General features: G+C 63.7%; 14 protein-coding genes. 5 read left to right on the plus strand and 9 right to left on the minus strand.

Annotated features, from left to right (window positions below):
- Nucleotides 1-18: 18 nt before the first annotated feature.
- The 6 genes from QQK25_RS15040 to QQK25_RS15065 all read right to left on the minus strand — a co-directional run bounded on the left by QQK25_RS15040 (nt 19) and on the right by QQK25_RS15065 (nt 3,971).
- Nucleotides 19-327 (minus strand): hypothetical protein, encoded by a 309-nt coding sequence (locus QQK25_RS15040; protein WP_284188659.1) that lies wholly within the window; start codon nt 325-327, stop codon nt 19-21.
- An 80-nt stretch (nt 328-407) separates the two neighbouring features.
- Nucleotides 408-686, minus strand: a complete 279-nt coding sequence (locus tag QQK25_RS15045; protein ID WP_284188660.1) for a hypothetical protein — start codon at nt 684-686, stop codon at nt 408-410.
- A gap of 93 nt (nt 687-779) precedes the next feature.
- On the minus strand, nt 780-1,337 hold the full coding sequence (locus tag QQK25_RS15050; protein ID WP_284188661.1) for a hypothetical protein: 558 nt from the start codon (nt 1,335-1,337) through the stop codon (nt 780-782).
- Nucleotides 1,338-1,738: 401 nt separating this feature from the next.
- The gene (locus QQK25_RS15055) at nt 1,739-2,209 is read right to left on the minus strand and encodes a hypothetical protein (RefSeq protein WP_284188662.1); all 471 of its coding nucleotides are present in this window, start codon (nt 2,207-2,209) and stop codon (nt 1,739-1,741) included.
- A 133-nt stretch (nt 2,210-2,342) separates the two neighbouring features.
- Nucleotides 2,343-2,744, minus strand: coding sequence for a hypothetical protein (locus QQK25_RS15060; protein ID WP_284188663.1), 402 nt, complete (start codon nt 2,742-2,744; stop codon nt 2,343-2,345).
- Nucleotides 2,745-3,350: 606 nt separating this feature from the next.
- A complete protein-coding gene (locus QQK25_RS15065; protein WP_284188664.1) occupies nt 3,351-3,971 on the minus strand; it encodes a tyrosine-type recombinase/integrase in 621 nt (206 codons plus the stop codon).
- A 312-nt stretch (nt 3,972-4,283) separates the two neighbouring features.
- Between QQK25_RS15065 and QQK25_RS15070 the strand changes: the two genes are divergently transcribed.
- Entirely contained in the window at nt 4,284-5,162 is an 879-nt protein-coding gene (locus QQK25_RS15070; RefSeq protein WP_284188665.1) for a hypothetical protein, read from the plus strand.
- Between the two features lie 945 nt (nt 5,163-6,107).
- Here the strand turns inward: QQK25_RS15070 and QQK25_RS15075 are convergent.
- Together QQK25_RS15075 and QQK25_RS15080 are read right to left on the minus strand one after the other, a co-directional pair.
- Entirely contained in the window at nt 6,108-6,665 is a 558-nt protein-coding gene (locus tag QQK25_RS15075) for an HNH endonuclease (protein ID WP_284188666.1), read from the minus strand.
- Nucleotides 6,666-6,929: 264 nt separating this feature from the next.
- Nucleotides 6,930-7,307: a hypothetical protein gene (locus QQK25_RS15080; RefSeq protein WP_284188667.1), complete on the minus strand. Its 378-nt coding sequence runs from the start codon at nt 7,305-7,307 to the stop codon at nt 6,930-6,932.
- 168 nt (nt 7,308-7,475) lie between these two features.
- On the opposite strand from QQK25_RS15080, the gene QQK25_RS15085 reads away from it, so the two are divergent.
- The 4 genes from QQK25_RS15085 to QQK25_RS15100 all read left to right on the plus strand — a co-directional run bounded on the left by QQK25_RS15085 (nt 7,476) and on the right by QQK25_RS15100 (nt 17,185).
- Nucleotides 7,476-9,128, plus strand: a complete 1,653-nt coding sequence (locus tag QQK25_RS15085; protein WP_284188668.1) for a fatty acid--CoA ligase — start codon at nt 7,476-7,478, stop codon at nt 9,126-9,128.
- A 1,018-nt stretch (nt 9,129-10,146) separates the two neighbouring features.
- Nucleotides 10,147-13,527 carry a transglutaminase family protein gene (locus QQK25_RS15090; protein WP_284188669.1) on the plus strand — a complete coding sequence of 1,127 codons (3,381 nt, stop codon included), beginning with the start codon at nt 10,147-10,149 and terminating at the stop codon, nt 13,525-13,527.
- A gap of 186 nt (nt 13,528-13,713) precedes the next feature.
- A complete protein-coding gene (locus QQK25_RS15095) occupies nt 13,714-16,239 on the plus strand; it encodes a circularly permuted type 2 ATP-grasp protein (protein ID WP_284188670.1) in 2,526 nt (841 codons plus the stop codon).
- Nucleotides 16,240-16,249: 10 nt separating this feature from the next.
- The gene (locus tag QQK25_RS15100) at nt 16,250-17,185 is read left to right on the plus strand and encodes a transglutaminase family protein (protein ID WP_284188671.1); all 936 of its coding nucleotides are present in this window, start codon (nt 16,250-16,252) and stop codon (nt 17,183-17,185) included.
- Here the strand turns inward: QQK25_RS15100 and QQK25_RS15105 are convergent.
- On the minus strand, nt 17,186-17,871 hold a 686-nt coding region (locus QQK25_RS15105), incomplete at its 5' end, for an ATP-binding protein (protein WP_284188672.1). It abuts the gene before it with no gap.

Genomic DNA, 17,871 nt, shown 5'->3' on the forward strand with positions numbered 1-17,871 from the left:
CGCGCCTTGACCGGAATGTTAGGCAGCATGTGTGCTCCCGAATACCTGCGAATGCCAGTACGCATTTGGGTCAGCAAACCATGATGAATTTGATTGGTTTACGAACTGGGCGAGTTCGCTCATGTTGCCCTGATAGCGTTGATAAAGGGCAAGGAGTTCTCGAAGGCTTTGCGCGGAGAGCCTCTTGGAACGAAGGCGAATATGAAGCTCACGGCCGTAGCCCTGAACCGAAACGACGCCGGAAATAGCCTGTAACCACGAGAAAAACGCAGCTTCATCGCCAGCCGAGAAGTAGCGCATAGGTGCTTGCCAGATGAGCGTGGCCATAAGATGCCTAACGTTTTAGGTAAGGGGCGGCCCGCTTGCGGGACGTCCCAGCAGCCGAAGGCTGCGCCTTGACCGGGATGTTAGAGATCATTTTCATTAGCACGGGACATGAATTCCGTTGTGAGACCTAGTTTCTTTATGCTGCTTAGGTCCAGAAGCGCAAGCACCGCACCGCCCACCCTGTAAAGCGCCTCGGTAGGCTCAAGCACTTGCAACTTGCTCACAGAAGGGCGGATGCCGCCGAAAGATTTGTCGCGCAAGCCACCTGTAGCACTGGTTGGAACCGTATAAAACACAAGCTCACCAGCCTCTTCATCGTAATGGACGAGTATGTCTTCTTTGGGGCGAGGGGCTGCCATATTGATATCTAACGTGGAAGTAAGCGGACGCCGGAGCGCGAAGCGCGGAGGGAACCACAAGCGCAGCTTGTGGCGGTCCGCTTGACTGTAGGGTTATGCGGATACAACGGCACTGACCCCACGGGAGCGTTTTCCTTTGCAAGGACTATTTGGTTTGCCATCTACTACAGAGTAGCCACATTCGTAAGCAGAGTGATCGTGCTCAACATCGATCTCTCGCCCTTGATACTCGACCAACTCAGAGTGATACTCGCGGACTGCTAGTGGCGCGCCACAGTGCGGGCATTGAAAATCGCTCAAGAGCTCGCGAGCGCTGAGAACTTGCTTAGTAAGATTTTCTGCTTCGGTGCGAGCGTTATGCAGCTCTGCTTCCTTAGCTTTGATCTGCTCTTCCGTGGAAGACTTGTCGCTTTCAAGCCTTTTCACTTCATCTTCAAAAAGCTTAACTCGGTTAGCCAGTTTCTGAGCAAGGATGTCTGGCGATTGAGACTTGGCTTCAGCGAGTTGATCTTTCAGGTAAGCGATGTTTTCCTTTTGCGTTTGAATCGTCGCTTCTTTCTGCTCCACCAAAATGCGATACAGAACAAATAGGGTGACTAGAAAGCCCAGTATTGACGCTATTTGAGTCCAAAATATGGTTTCAATTGTCACGACTGTTCCTTGAGCTCAGACGCATAACTTTGTTTTAGGGCGACAGTTCTGCCGCATAACATCGGGATGCCGGATAACATGTTCTGTAAGTAACTGTTTAGAAGCAGGAACCACTCGCAAGGAAAAATAACAGAACAGGCAAAGCATCAGGCGTCGGCATAGGGGTGATCCGATCCATGTGGCACGAAGAACTGAAGCATACATTTCCACCCGGACGGCTGCTACCCGGATTAGATGACGACCGGCCGCTTCTGGCCGACTACTGCCCATCCGACTAACAAGTTCCGACCCGAAAGCAACGTTCAGCACTTTGGAATGCAGACGTTCAGGAATGTCTGAATTCACGGGACTGCGCGGCTTTTCGCGCAGGCCCGGTGGAATGATGGGTTGGGCCACAAATGTCAGCGCGACTCATAGGCTTCAAGGAGGCCATAGTATTTGGACAATGATGCTTCGGAACCCGAGGTTCCCTCCAAACACTCAACTTCGTGCCGGATGAGATAAAACTCAGACTCACCCCGGATAGAACCGCGACTCAACACCTTAGCAAGGGCGTCTTGTTGTTTGGCACCAAACTCAGGGAATTCATTTTCAATTGCCGTCTGCAATGCCACAACGGCTTTACCTCTCCATTGTGGCGCGATTCGTTGAAGGCGCTGTGGTGTTTCACGCAGCCCCTGCTCCAACCCGACAGCCACTTTGGATCTTATGACTCCAGACTGCGGATCAGACAGCCATTGAGCGTATTGAACCTTAGCTTTCTCCCAACTACTGATTAGGCCGAGGGCATTTTCATCTGGCACCGCCGCTAATTGCGCGCACAGACTTTCAAACACTGCAAAAAGTTTGTCGTACTTACTTCGCTTCAACATACTCCGTGCTTCCTACGACGGCATCGTGATTTGTGGCCCAATGTGGAAACAGCCCGACAGCCGTCAGGCCGGTAGAGTTGATTTGTAAGGTTCGGCACTGCCGACCTACCCAGGTTATTGGGAAGCATAAGCTCTAGCTTCTACGGTCCTTGGCAAGCTTGCCCGACACACCAATGTATCGATCAACGGACCGTCTTCCATCTATCGCCTCAACAGTGACGGTGAAGTGGCGACCATAAACTTGGTCTGTGCCGTAGCGAGCTTCCAGCACCATGATTTCGCCGACGTTCAATTCGTGCTTGGCGCATAGCTCGGGAAGTGCTTCGCTGTACCGGAGTGCGGCGCCTCGCAATGAGTCGGACATTGCGCCACCACCAACCTCGCCGTTAATGAAATTCACGGAAAGAAAGCCGGATTCATTGAATGACGCTTCAGCAAATACGTCAGTGTCGTAGACGCCGATCATGAGGCCGATTCCACTCGCCAAGGAGTGTGCGATGTTGTGCCCCAGGGACTTCAATTGGCCGATTTTCATGGCTGGCTGCGAAATACTTTGATAAGTAGCCACAGTAGCGGGACCGCTAGTACCGAAAACAGAAGCATTGGTTTGATGTAGGGGCCAATAAACACAAGCGCAACTTGATGCGATGGCGCCTCTTGACGCGGCGCCTCTAGGAAAAAGCCGCCACCACGCGGAGCGCAGCAATTGAAAACAACGAAGTACAAGACGTAAAGCGATGCCGCGGACGAGGAAGCAAAAAACCACGGCTTGGCTACCTCTGACCAGCAAGCCCACGAAACGCCCAAGGCATAAAGCCCGGGCAACGCGACTAGGAACGTTAATTCAAGGAAAAGGCTGATCATTGCTAGATCCAACAGTCTTTACACAGGCGATGGGGGCCGTATAGAAATTGATATTGCTGACGCCGGAATTGTTGCTCTAATCCCACGACATTCAGTCACTTCAAATATTTGCATTCAGTATAACAACTCCAACATGCCAGACAACAGTCATTGGGCAATGGCCGCTTGGCGGATGGGGAGCCAAGTGTCTGCTTCTGGCCGATAGTACCCTATCGGTATCATCACGGTAAGCAGCCGCCCGCCGGCAAAAGGTGCTTGGCGGGCAGCCGTTCCGGGTTCAGATCTCAATCTGTTCGGAGATCTCCAAGGCGTCATCGACCTCGATGCCCAGATACCGCACCGTCGACTCAAGTTTGGAGTGGCCGAGCAGGAGCTGGACGGCACGCAGGTTCTTCGTGCGTTTGTAGATCAATGTCGCCTTCGTCCTCCGCATGGAGTGCGTACCGTAGGCGGAAGAATCCAGTCCAGCCGCCACCACCCAGTGCTCGACGATCCTCGCGTACTGCCGGGTGGAGACATGCGGAGACTCGTGCAGACGGCTCGGAAAGAGGAAATCTTCCGACCTCAGGGCGGCCTTCTCGATCCAGGCAGCCACCGCCGTGCGCGTAGGCTCGGTCAGTTCGAACTGCACTGGCCGCTGTGTCTTCCGCTGTACGACCATGGCGCGTGAGAGCACCTGGTTTCCATGCGTCACGTCGCGCACCCGCAGGCTGACGAGGTCACAGCCTCGGAGCTTGCTGTCGATCGCGAGGTTGAACATGGCGAGGTCGCGCACCTGGTGTGCGTTCTGCAAATGAATACGGATGGCCCAGATGTCCTTGGGTTTGAGCGGGGCCTTCTGGCCAACCAGCTTCCCTTTGTTCCAAGCGTCCCGATGCGGATGTTCGCGGATTTCCATGATTGGCTCCTTGCTGTTGATCGGAGTCAGATTCTTGAACTCATCGCGAAGGACCGCTACCGGAAAGGATGCTGAGGGGGTACTATCGGCCACGACACGACGGTCGCCAAGGTGGCACGCGGACGCCCGAACGCTACCTTCGTAAGTCAAAGCGGCCGATCACTGGAATCCGTCAGGCCGCGACATCTCGATGTACGACTTCACACGCCAATCGAGTAGCATTGGTCTGATCCTTGTCTTGCATACCCAGCCGCCTCATCATTTCGCGTTCGCCAGCCGAGCCTATATCATCCATCCAATCTTCGAAGAATAATGTCCCTCTCCGGTATCCTTAGTTCGCCGTCGCAGCGACGAAGCTTCTTACTCTTATCGGTATTGCTTCTGGGATGTGGCTTAGTTGGCATCCTCGAGATTGCCTTTTATGCGCCAAACACTCCCGTCTGGAATGCCGTTAACAGTTTCTTCATTTCGGTCGTCGCAGGCGGAGTCTTTGCGCTCGCCTCTGGCCTGTATCTTCTCTGTTTCTTTGAGGATCCGAACGACATAGCCGCCTCTTCCGTTTTACTGCCGAAAGACATTGGTCAGACGTTGGAGGACATTGCAAAGAAGGCGCCTGACTACAAGATCTTCGTGCGGACAGGTAGGCATTTCCGAGCAGAAATCCTTCCGATCCTAGTGAAGCAAGCTCGCCAGAACCGGCGCCGGATTCGCATAGAAGTCATCCTCCTCGATTTTCGCCACGAAGCTATTTGCGACAAATATGCAACCTATCGAAAAGTATCCTCGTTTGACGGTAAGTCTTGGTGCGCGCGGTACGTCCAGACAGAAGTGCTAGCTACCATTCTTAGACTTATCGACGCCGTGCGGGAAAATTACGGATTGGTAGAGATCCGCCTTTTCCTCAGCAGGCGACTGTCAACGTTCCGCATCGAGGGCTCATCCGACGAGATTCTTGTTACTCGCGAGGATCCGAAGGACAACGCGTCCCGCTATCTGCGGAGTCATCGGGATTTTCCCGCCTTTGTTAACGAGTTTGACTGGGTACGCGATGAGGCGCACGAAGTTGCCATAGTGGGTGCTGATGGGGTGCCGGCAACGCTTCGCGCAATGTTTGAGGAAAGTGCCCTTGTTACGAGCTTGGAGGAGGAAGCAGTGCAGGCCATGAGATCCGGATCGCCGTATGCTCGCTGACCTAGGTATCCCATTGGAATTGAGCCGCGTTCGAGAAGAGCCGCTAGCAGCCCTTCAGTGTGCCGTGAAGACCTGGCTGATGAGGGAGAGCCCAAATTGTCTGATCCATCCCCACGGCTTCTACGTTGTGCTTCTTGGGCGTACCGCGACGGAGGAGTGGCGCTTGCATTTCTGGCCTCACGGGCCGCGAATTGTGACCGGGATGCCTGCATTCATTCACACGCATAATTGCCACGTCGCAAGCCGGATCCTCAAAGGTCAGATCACGAATATTCTATACAACGTGAGCGCAGACTCGACCGGTTGCCAACCACTTTACGAAGTCGACTACAGTGGCGATCGATACGCTGCGGCCACATCCAACCGTCTCCGGAAGACCGCCACTCGAGTCCATGTTGCTATTCAACAGCGGGATACGTATACGTGCGGAGATACGTACAACGTCGAACGCAATGCCTATCATGAAGCCGTGGTATCGGATCGAGACTTCACGTCAACGCTTGTCTGCATGCATGGGCGCTCAACGGATTCAGTGATGGTCGTGGGGCTGGATGGATATCCGCAAACCATCGCCTTCACACGCGCCGAGTATCGCGCGCTAGACTTTGCCGAATGGCTTTAGCTATGAGCGATATGTTCCTACTGGAGCCAAACTTGCCGACGACGCGCGAGCATTCCCTGGTGAGTTGGAAGAAGTGATTCGCACTGCTTGGCCTCTCGTTGGGCTATAAGATTGGCACGGAGGAAGTGTCCGTTGTGGAGTCGGAAGCCGTCATTGGGCTACGACTGACCCGAATGACCGCTGTGGGTCGGCTCCTGCCGGCCGAAGGCCGGACAAGCTGTCGTTCAACGTTGAAGTACGCTGGACGACAGCTGACTGTCTCATAGCTGCCATACCTTCCGTTGACCGCGAACGTCGGCAAAGGCCGACAACCCGCCGCCCCCTCACCCCAACTTATAAGCCACCTTCGTCTCCTCCACCACCAACTGCCCCCGCCTCTGCAGTTCCTTGATCACCGCATCCACGTCCCCATCCGAATGGGCGCGCTGCTGGCTCTTTAGCAGCGCCTTGATGGTGCTGGATAGGGTCGCCACTTTCCGGGGCCGCGATGCACCGCGTTTCCTGAGGTCTGCCACCACAAGATCGAAGGCAGATTGGGTCGTGCTGGCACTCGCTTGCGGCGGAGTGGGCTTGGGCGTCACTGTGTTTGCAGGGGAAGCAGAAGCTATTGGTGCAGGGCACGATGCCTGGGCCAGCACTGCGGGGCACTGGAAGTTGCCCCGCTGATTGAGCACGATCTGCATCTTCTCGCGGATCGATTTGGCGCCAAGCAGATGGTTGAGCGTCTTGCAGCAGGCCACGCAGTTGCCTTCGTCATTGGTGCCGCCGTTTGCGCTGGCTACCAGATGCTCCACCGAGGCATCGGCCTTTGGCAGCAGTCTGCGACAGAAGAAGCACAGGCCCCCTTGGGTGAAAAGCAGGCGGTCGAGTTGGGCGGTCATGGAGATGTCGGTTGTTGGTCTGGCGGGAAATGCCTGAAGGATATCAGCGGAGCGCTGGGCCACGGGTTTGCTCGTGCCGGGAAGGGGCACCCTGCTGGCGCAACGCAAATGCCGAGGCGTGAAGGGGTGGGCGACTGAAGTCGCTCCTACAGGGCCGGGCTCAGCCCCGGCCGAAACCCTTGCTCAGCGCGGCTTTCGGGCCGTTTCCCCATTTTCCGCCGCCCCCTTCCTCCTCTCCGGCAATCATTCCACGACGTCGTGCACTCATTGCAGGACGTCGAGCAGCCGCTGCACGACATCGAGCAGCCGCTGCACGACATCGGGCAACCATTGCCGGGCATCAGGCGATCGTTGCCCGATCTCGGGTAATCCTTGCTCGACGTCGGTCTGAGGCTGCCGGATGTCGAGCAACGCTTGCCCGACGTCGAGCCACCGTTCCCCGACGTCGAGCGACCTTTGCCCGATGTCGGGTAGCCATTGCCCGACATCGGAGAATCCTTGCCCGACGTCGGTCGATGACTGCCGGATGTCGGGCAACCATCGCAGGATGTCCTGCAGCAGGTGCACGACGTCGTGCAGCGATTGCAGGACATCGGGCAGAGGTCGGTCGACGTCGGTGAGCCACCGCAATCCGTCGCTCAAGGCATGGCGGGTGACGCGGAGCGGCTGCCGGGGGTCGGTGGGCGACGGAAGTTGCCCGCGCAGGGTTAGCGGGGGCGGCACCGGCCAGCCGCTTCTCCCCCACCCCACCCAGCCCCGCCCCTGTTAATCTCCGCGTCACAAAACCATAACAGCGTTGGGAGAATCGCCATGCCGGTCAAACTCGTCGACCGTACGCCGGACGCGTACGGCTATCCGCTGCTGATCAAGCAGCTTCTGCACACGCCGCTGGCCACTGCGCCGGATCAGGAGATCACCTACATGGGCGGGCGGCGGCACAGCTACCGCACGCTGCGCGAGCGCATTGGCCGGCTGGCCAGCGCGCTGGCGGGGCTGGGGGTGGATGCCGGCGATACGGTGGCGATGATGGACTGGGACAGCCACCGCTATCTGGAGTGCTTCTTTGCGGTGCCGATGATGGGGGCGATCCTGCAGACGGTGAATGTGCGCCTCACGCCGGAGCAGATCCTCTACACCCTCAACCACGCCCAGGCGGATGTGGTGCTGGTGAATGCGGAGTTCTTTTCGATCATTGCGGCGATTGCGCCGCGGCTCACCACGGTGCGGCGCTTCGTGCTGATCGAGGATGCGCCGGCCGATACCCCGCCGCCGGTGGATTTTGCGGGCGAATACGAGGCGCTGCTGGCCGCCGCCTCGCCCGATTACGAGTTTCCGGATTTCGACGAGAACGCCAAGGCGACCACCTTCTACACCACCGGCACCACCGGGCTGCCCAAGGGGGTGTATTTCAGCCACCGGCAGCTGGTGCTGCACACCCTGGCGGTGGCGGCGGGGCTGGGCGGGGCCGCGCGCCAGGGCCGGCTGCACCGGGGCGATGTGTACATGCCCATCACCCCGATGTTCCACGTGCACGCCTGGGGCCTGCCCTATGTGGCGACGATGCTGGGGCTCAAGCAGGTGTATCCGGGCCGCTACGTGCCCGAAACCCTGCTCAAGCTGGTGCGCGACGAGGGGGTGACCTTCTCCCACTGCGTGCCCACCATCCTGCACATGCTGCTGGTGCATCCGCTGTCCAAGGTGATCGACCTCTCGCGCTGGAAGCTCATCATCGGCGGCTCGGCCATGTCCCAGGCCCAGGCCAGGGCCGCCCAGGAGCGCGGCATCGACGCCTTTACCGGCTACGGGATGTCGGAGACCTGCCCGATCCTCACCGTGGCCTTTCTGCCGGATGCGGCGCTGGATGGCGCCCCGGCCGATCAGGCGGCGCAGCGCACCCTCACCGGCCTGCCCCTGCCGCTGGTGGACATCCGCGTACTGGGGCAGGACGGCGCCGAGCTGCCCCGCGACGGGCACAGCGTGGGCGAGGTGGTGGTGAGGAGCCCCTGGCTCACCCAGGGTTATCTGCACGATGCCGAGGCCTCGGCCACCCTCTGGCAGGGCGGCGTGCTTCACACCGGCGACATCGGCCACATCTCGCCCGACGGCTGGCTCAAGGTGACGGACCGGATCAAGGACGTCATCAAGACCGGCGGCGAATGGACCTCGTCGCTGCAGATCGAGGACGTGGTGGCCCAGCACCCGGCGGTGGCCGACGTGGCGGTGATCGGCGTGCCCGACGCCAAGTGGGGCGAGCGCCCGCTGGCCAAGGTGACGCTCAAGCCCGAGCACGCGGGCAAGGTCACGCCCCACGAGATCCGCAACTTCGCCGCCAAACTCATCGAATCGACCGGCGTGAGCCGCTACGGCGTGCTGCTGCAGGTGGAGTTTGTCGAAGCCCTGGCCCGCACCAGCGTGGGCAAGCTCAACAAGCGGGCGATGCGCGAAGCGCAAGGGCGGGAGTAAGCGCAGGTCGGACTGTAGGTCGGGGTTGGGGTGGATTGCGCTTGGACGTGGGGCTGCGGCCTCGCACGCCGGGCACTGGCCTGCATCGTGTAGGTCGGACTTCAGTCCGACAAACCGTGCCCGATCAACCCGTGTTGTCGGACTGAAGTCCGACCTACAGGGCGGCGGTTGGTCGGGGGTGGGGTGGATTGCTCTTGGGCGTGGGGCTGCAGCCTCGCGCGCCGGGCACGGGCCTGCATCGTGTAGGTCGGACTTCAGTCCGACAGACCGTGCCCGATCAACCCGTGTTGTCGGACTGAAGCCCGACCTACAGGACGGTGGTTGGTCGGGGTTGGGGTGGATTGTGGCTGGGCGTAGGGCTGCGGCCTCGCGCGCCGGGCACGGGCCTGCATCGTGTAGGTCGGACTTCAGTCCGACAGACCGTGCCTGATCGACCCGTGATGTCGGACTGAAGTCCGACCTACAGGACGGTGGTTGGTCGGGGTGGGGGTGGATTGTGGTTGGGCGTGGGGCTGAGGCCTCGGGCGCCGGGCAGCAGCCTGCATCGTGTAGGTCGGACTTCAGTCCGACAGACCCTGCCTGATCGACCCGTGATGTCGGACTGAAGTCCGACCTACAGGGGCCGGGGTTGGGGGCGTGGCGCTGGCGAAGCTGAGCGCTGTCCCATCTGGCTGTAACGCTTGTGATCTACCGTGACCAACGGCTTGCCGTGCTGCCATTCGGCGCGGAGTCGGGCCGGAAAATGCGGGCGACGCACCGATGGTGCTGCGTCGGCACGGGCGTGCCCTCATCCGGGGCCTGACACTGCCGGCGCACTGTAATGGTGCGATCCATACTCTCCAATTTGGTGCATCAACACCGCAGCCTGGGTGGCCGGGAACGGAAAAATGGGGCGAAAGACGCGCCAAGGCCCTGAATTGGCTTCGAAACGTCGTGCCCGCGGCATATGCGTCGTGGCATGAACATTGCTAAATCCATCCGCAAGCCTGAAACCCGCAGCTCAAGAACGGAGTCTCCCGTGACCATCCACGTTGCCCTCAATCACCTGACTTCCTACAAGTACGACCGCCCGATCAACGTCGGCCCGCAGGTCGTCCGCCTTCGCCCGGCGCCCCACAGCCGCACCCGTATCCTGTCCTATTCGCTGCGTGTGCTGCCCAAGCCGCACTTCATCAACTGGCAGCAGGACCCGCAGTCCAACTACCTCGCGCGGCTGGTGTTTCCGGAGAAGGTCACCGAGTTCAGCGTCGAGGTTGATCTGGTGGCCGAGATGTCGGTCATCAACCCCTTCGACTTCTTCCTGGAGCCCGAGGCCGAGAACTTCCCCTTCGCCTACGACAAGACCCTCGCCCACGAGCTGGCGCCCTTCCTGCTGAAGGAAGAAGCCACCCCCGCGTTTGCCGACTACCTCGCCACCATCCCCCGCGAGACGATGCGCAGCGTGGATTTTCTGGTGAAGGTGAACGCCGACCTGCAGCAGCACATCGGCTACGTGATCCGGATGGAACCGGGCGTGCAGACGCCCGAAGAAACCCTCACCAAGCGCACCGGCTCGTGCCGCGATTCCGCCTGGCTGCTGGTGCAGCTGCTGCGCCATATGGGCCTGGCCGCGCGCTTCGTGTCGGGCTACCTGATCCAGCTGAAGGCCGACGTGAAGGCCCTGGACGGCCCGTCGGGCACCGAAGTCGACTTCACCGACCTGCACGCCTGGACCGAGGTCTACCTGCCGGGCGCCGGCTGGGTCGGCCTCGACCCGACCTCCGGCCTCTTTGCCGGCGAAGGCCACATCCCGCTGGCCTGCTCGCCCGATCCGTCGTCCGCCGCGCCGATCTCCGGCCTCATCGACGAGTGCGAGTGCGAGTTCGAGCACCTCATGAAGGTCACCCGCGTGAAGGAAGCCCCGCGGGTCACCAAGCCCTACACCGAAGAACAATGGGCCGAGATCGAAGCCCTGGGCCACCTCATCGACGTGGACCTGGAAGCCCACGACATGCGCCTCACCATGGGCGGCGAGCCGACCTTCGTCTCCATTGACGACCCGGACGGCGCCGAGTGGAACACCGAGGCGATGGGCCCCAACAAGCGCATCCGCGCCGAAGACCTCTACCACCGCCTGCGCGACAAGTACGCGCCCCAGGGCCTGGCCCACTTCGGCCAGGGCAAGTGGTATCCCGGCGAGCAGCTGCCGCGCTGGTCGCTCACCTGCTTCTGGCGCAAGGACGGCGAGCCCATCTGGACGCGCTCCGACCTCATCGGCGATTCCGCCACCCCCGGCAACGTGAAGGTCGACAAGGCGCACACCTTCCTGGCCGGCGTGGCGCAGCGGCTGGCCGTGGACCAGCGCCGGGTCTTCCCGGCCTATGAAGACGCCTTCTATTACCTGTGGCGCGAACGCCGCCTGCCCGGCAACGTCGATCCGTTCGACGCGCGCCTCGACGACCCGCTGGAGCGCGACCGCATCCGCCGCGTGTACGAGCACGGCCTGCCCAACCCGGTGGGCTACGTGCTGCCGATCTCCCTAAACGCCTACACCGGCGCGTGGCAGACCGGGCCGTGGTTCCTGCGTGACGAGCGCTGCTACCTGATCCCCGGCGATTCGCCGGTGGGCTACCGCCTGCCGCTGGATTCCCAGCCCTGGGCCGCGAAGGGCGACTACCCCTACGTGAACCCGGTGGACAGCCACCAGACCTTCCCGCCGCTGCCATCGCACTCGGCGATCCGCCGCCAGCTGCCCGGCGGCCAGACCGCCGTGCTCAACGCCCTCACCGACGACGAGAGCGGCTTTGGCACCTCGGCCGCGGCCCGCGCCGCCGAAGCCCTCAAGGCCGCCCGCGCCGCCGAGAAGCTGAGCCCCACCGACCGCCAGCCCCAGCCCTTCCAGTCGGCCGACTGGATCGTGCGCACCGCCATGTGCGCCGAACCGCGCAACGGCACGATGCACATCTTCATGCCGCCGCTGTCCAGCCTCGAGAAGTACCTGGAGCTGGTCACCGCCATCGAAGCCACCGCCGCCGACCTGGGCATGCCGGTGGTGCTGGAAGGCTACGAGCCGCCGCAGGACCCGCGCCTCACCCATTTCCGCATCACCCCCGACCCCGGCGTGATCGAGGTGAACATCCACCCGGCCAGCAACTGGGAAGAGCTGGTGGACCGCACCACCCATCTTTACGAAGCGGCCCACTACTCGCGCCTCACCACCGAGAAGTTCATGGTGGACGGCCGCCACACCGGCACCGGCGGCGGCAACCACTTCGTGCTGGGCGGCGCCACCCCGGCGGATTCGCCCTTCCTGCGCCGGCCGGACGTGCTGCGCAGCCTGATCTCCTACTGGCACAACCACCCGAGCCTGTCCTACCTGTTCTCGGGCCTGTTCATCGGCCCCACCAGCCAGGCCCCGCGGATCGACGAAGCCCGCAACGACTCGGTGTATGAAATCGAGACGGCCTTCCGCCAGTTCCCGAAGATGGGCGAGAACGTGCCGCCCTGGCTCATCGACCGGCTGCTGCGCAACCTGCTGATCGACGTGACCGGCAACACCCACCGCTCCGAGTTCTGCATCGACAAGCTGTACTCTCCGGACGGCCCCACCGGGCGGCTCGGCCTCGTCGAGATGCGCGCCTTCGAGATGCCGCCCCACGCGCGCATGTCGCTGGCCCAGCAGCTCCTGCTGCGCGGCCTGCTGGCGCGCTTCTGGGAAACCCCCTACGCGCCGGAACGCCTGGTGCGCTGGGGCACCGAGCTGCACGACCGCTTCCTGCTGCCGCACTTCGTCGAGCAGGATTTCAGCGACGTGATCGAGGACATGCAGGCCCACGGCCTCGGCTTCAAGAAGGAATGGTTCGCCCCGCACCTGGAGTTCCGTTTCCCGAAGATCGGCGACTTTGCGGTTCGCGGCATGGAGGTGGAGCTGCGCAACGCCCTCGAACCCTGGCACGTGATGGGTGAGGAAGGCGCCATCGGCGGCACGGTGCGCTTCGTGGATTCGTCCGTCGAGCGCCTGCAGGTGAAGGTGACCGGCATGTCCGACGACCGCTTCCTGCTGGCGGTCAATGGCCGCACGGTGCCCCTGCAGCCCACCGGCACCGTCGGCGAGTACGTGGCCGGCGTGCGCTACCGCGCCTGGCAGCCGCCGTCGTGCCTGCACCCGACCATCCCGCCCCACGCACCGCTCACCTTCGATCTGGTGGACACCTGGAGCGAACGCTCCCTGGGCGGCTGCCAGTACCACGTGGCGCACCCGGGCGGCCGCAGCTTCGAGACCTTCCCGATCAACGCCTTCGAGGCCGAGAGCCGCCGCCTGGCGCGCTTCTTCCGCATGGGCCACACCGCGGGCGAACCGAAGGTGAAGGTCTCGCCGGTGGAGAAGGAGTTCCCCTTCACCCTCGACCTGCGCCGCTAGCCCGGCAGGGCAATCCGGCCGTAAAGCCCCCCGTGAAGTGCCCGGTGATATCCTCACCGTGCACTTCACCCTTTACGCCCCCCACGCAACGTCAGTAGCCTATGAGGTTCGCGGAGAGGGGCCGACCTCCCGCGTGGAAGCTCGGCCCGTTTCCACTCCGCCCTACCAGACACCTGCCGCGACCGCATGACAAGCCCACTCCTCGCCCATTACACGTATCGCCCCGAAGTCTACGACGAGCTGTGCGGCGAAGAAGGCGTGCGCCCGCACTGGCAGCAGTTCATCGACCACCTGGACGAATCCGGCAGCGATGTGCTGAAGGCCCGCGCGGCCCAGCTCGAACGGGGCATCCAGCAGAACGGCGTCACTTACAACGTCTACGCCGACCCGCGGGGGATGAGCCGCCCGTGGTCCCTCGACCTGCTGCCGCTGATCCTCGAAGCCGACGAATGGCGCGGCATCGCGGCCGCCATCGGGCAGCGCGCGCGCCTGCTCAACACCCTGCTGGGCGACCTCTACGGCCCCCAGACGACCCTCGCCGAAGGCCTGCTGCCGCCCGAGCTGGTGTTCGGCCAGAAGCGCTTCCTGTGGCCGTGCCAGGGCATCAAGCCGGTCGGCGGCAACTTCCTGCACCTCTACGCCGCCGATCTGGCCCGCTCGCCCGACGGCCGCTGGTGGGTGATCGCCGACCGCACCCAGGCGCCCTCCGGCGCCGGCTACGCGCTGGAAAACCGCCTGCTGGTGTCCCGCGCGTTTCCCGACCTGTTCCGCGACATGCAGGTGCAGACGCTGGCGCGCTTCTTCCGCAGCCTGCAGAGCACCCTCGCCAGCCAGGCCCCCACCGACGGCGAGCCGCCCCTCACGGTGCTGCTCACCCCGGGGCCCTTCAACGAGACCTACTTCGAACACGTCTACCTGGCCCGCTACCTGGGCTTCCCCCTCGTCGAGGGCCAGGATCTCACGGTGCGCAACGACACCGTGTACCTCAAGACCGTCTCCGGCCTGGAGCGGGTGCACGCCATCCTGCGCCGCCTGGACGACGACTTCTGCGATCCCGTCGAGCTGCGCGCCGACTCGGCCCTGGGCGTGCCCGGCCTGCTCGGCGCGGTGCGTGCCGGCCGCGTGCTGGTGGCCAACGCGCTGGGCTCCGGCCTCCTCGAATCCGCCGCCCTGCCCGGCTTCCTGCCCGCCATCTGCCGCCACCTGCTGGGCGAGGAGCTGGCCATGCCCTCCGTCGCCACCTGGTGGTGCGGCGAGGCCCCGGCCCGCAAGGAGGTGATCGAAAACCTGCGCAAGCTGGTGCTCAAGCCCACCTTTCCGGGCGCGTCCAACGAAGTCATCTTCGGCGACCGGCTGGGCGAGGAACAGCTCGCCGCCGTCGCTGCGCGCATCGAAGCCGACCCTTCCGCCTTCGTCGCCCAGGAGCTCGTCAAGCTCTCCCGCGCGCCGGTGTGGATCGACGGCCAGCGGCGCAAGCTGCGCTCCCGGGCCATGGGCCTGCGGGTCTACGCCGCGCTCACCCCCGAAGGCTACACCGTGCTCCCCGGCGGCCTGGCCCGGGTGGCCGGCGTCGAGAACACCCGCATCCTCACCCTGCAGAAGGGCGGCAGCAGCAAGGACACCTGGGTGCGCGCCGACGGCCCGGTGTCGGGCTTCAGCCTGCTCCACAGCACCATCCGGGTGGATGACCTCATCAAGGAAACCGGCACCCTGTCGTCCCGGCTGGCCGAAAACCTGTTCTGGTTCGGCCGCTACTCCGAGCGCTGCGATGCCATCGCCCGCCTCGCCCGGCTGGCCCTGGCCCGGCTCTCGGAAGGCCGGCAGGCCCAGCGCGCCGGCGCCCTCACGTCGCTGCTGGAGCTCGCCGCCGGCGCCCGGCTGATCGAACCCGAGGTGATCGACGCCCCGGTGGCCAAGGCCGAACTCGACCTCTTCCGCGCGGTGCTCGACCGCCACGCCGAACACGGCCTCGCCGCCAACCTGCAGCGCCTCACCTGGTGCGCCGGGCAGGCCCGCGAGCACCTGTCGCTCGACCACTGGCACGCCCTCAAGCGTCTCTCGGCCGAGATCGAAACCTGTCGCAAGCGCGTCTCGGACGTGCCGGCCCTGCTCGAATTCCTCGACGAAGCCCTGACCACCTTCGTGTCGCTGTCGGGCTTTGCGATGGACAACATGACCCGCGACATGGGCTGGCGCCTGCACATCGTCGGGCGGCGCATCGAGCGCCTCGACAACCTCGCCTCGCAGCTGTCCACCTTCCTGCGCGCCCACACCGAAACCTCCGCCGCCCTGCACCGGGAGCTGGCCATCGAGGCGCTGCTGGAGCTGTGTGACTCCATCATCACCTACCGCACCCGCTACCGCGCCCAGCCGGCCCTGCTGCCGGCCCTGCACCTGCTGTGCATGGACGACGCCAACCCCCATGCGCTGTCCTTCCAGGTGCGCATGCTCAGCAACTACCTCGTCCGCTTCAACGGGGAGAGCGGTGGCCTGGGCATCGCCGGGCTTGAAAGCGCCTTCGAGGCTCTGCGGGATTTCCCCTGGCAGCAGCTCGAGGATTGCGTCACCGACGACATCCGCAACGCCGCCTGCCTCACCCTGGCCAACCACTTCGACAGCCTTGCCGCTGCCGGCCGCCACCTGTCCGACCAGCTGGCGATGCGCTTCTTCAGCCACACCGGGCGCACCGCCCAGGCGACTTTCGCGGCATGATGACGCAGCCATGACCCGAAGCATCGACTACATCGTCATCCACGAGACCGAGTACCCGCCCTGCGGCGTGCCGGTTTCGCTCGCCCAGCACCTGCTGCACCTGATCCCCCGCGACCTGCCCTGGCAGACCCGCGCGTCGGGCACCATCACCATCGACCCGGATCTGTCGCGCCTCATCGAAGGCGAGGACGTATTCGGCAACCCGGTGGCCTGGCTGTCCCTCGACACGCCCCACGACGGCCTGCTGGTGCGCGCCGAGAGCCACGTCACGGTGATCGGCCGCAGCCTGCCCAAGCCCGCCGACTCGCCCCCGTGGGAAGAAGTGCGCGAGCGTTTCCGCTACCGGCCCGAGCCCTGCGAGGCCAACGTCCTCGACGCCCAGCGCTACCTCTACGCCTCGCCCCGGGTGCCCTGCGACGCCGCCCTCGCCACCTTCGCCCGCCAGGCCTTCAAGCCCGAGGTGCCGCTGCTGGCCGGCGCCCAGGCGCTGATGGACCTGATCTTCAAGACCTTCACCTTCGACGCCAAGGCCACCGAAGTGGGTACCCCGGTGCATGAGGTCCTCACCCGCAAGCGCGGCGTGTGCCAGGACTTCGCCCACCTGATGATCGCCGCGCTGCGCTCCATCGGCCTGCCGGCGCGCTACATGTCGGGCTACCTGCTCACCGATCCGCCCCCGGGCAAGCCGCGCCTCATCGGCGCCGACGCCTCCCACGCGTGGGTGTCGGTGTGGTGCCCCGAGAACGACTGGGTCGAGTACGACCCCACCAACGGCATCCAGCCCGATCTGCGCCACGTCACCCTCGGCTGGGGCCGCGACTTCCAGGACGTCTCGCCGCTCCGCGGGGTGATCCTCGGCGGCCTCGCCCAGGCGCCAGAGGTGCGCGTCACGGTGATGCCCGAAGCCGAATGGCAGGCCCGCCAGACGGCGGAGAAGAAGAAGTAATCAGTCCGTCAGCGGCAGACGGACATCCACCCGCAGGCCGCCCAGCACCGCCCCGTTGCCAAACCCGATCGAACCGCCGTACTGGGCGACGATGTCGCTGACGATCGCCAGCCCCAGCCCATGACCGGGCCGGGCTTCGTCGGTGCGCAGGCCGGCGGCGCCCAGCCGCTCCAGCACATCGCCTGGCACGCCGGGGCCGTCGTCCTCGACGCTGAAGGCCAGCACCCGGCCCGACGCATCCGGCGCCACCACCACCCGCACCCGCCCGCGCGCCCACTTGAAGGCGTTGTCGAGCAGGTTGCCGAAGAGCTCCAGCATGTCCTCCCGGTCCGCCGGAAAGCCCTGGTCCGGCGCGTCGATCTCCACCGCGATGCGCCCCTCGCCGTGCAGGCGCTGGAGCACGTCGGCCAGCAGCCGGAGCTGGGCCCGGGCGTCGAAGCTTGCCCCCGCCGAACCACCGCCGGCCAGCCGCGCGCGGCGAAGCTCTCGCTCGATGGTGCCGCGCATGGTGTCGACCTGCTCGCGCATCGCCGCGGCCAGCGCGGCGTCGCCCTGGGCTTCGATCCCGTCGGCCTGCTGGGCGAGCACCGCGAGGGGCGTCTTGAGGGCGTGGGAGAGGTTGCTCACCGCGTGGCGGATGCGCCCGAGGCGCTGGGCGTGATGGCGGGCGAGGCGGCTCACCGCGT

Origin of the sequence: Zoogloea oryzae (genome assembly GCF_030161255.1) — a bacterium.
Taxonomy (GTDB): domain Bacteria; phylum Pseudomonadota; class Gammaproteobacteria; order Burkholderiales; family Rhodocyclaceae; genus Zoogloea; species Zoogloea oryzae.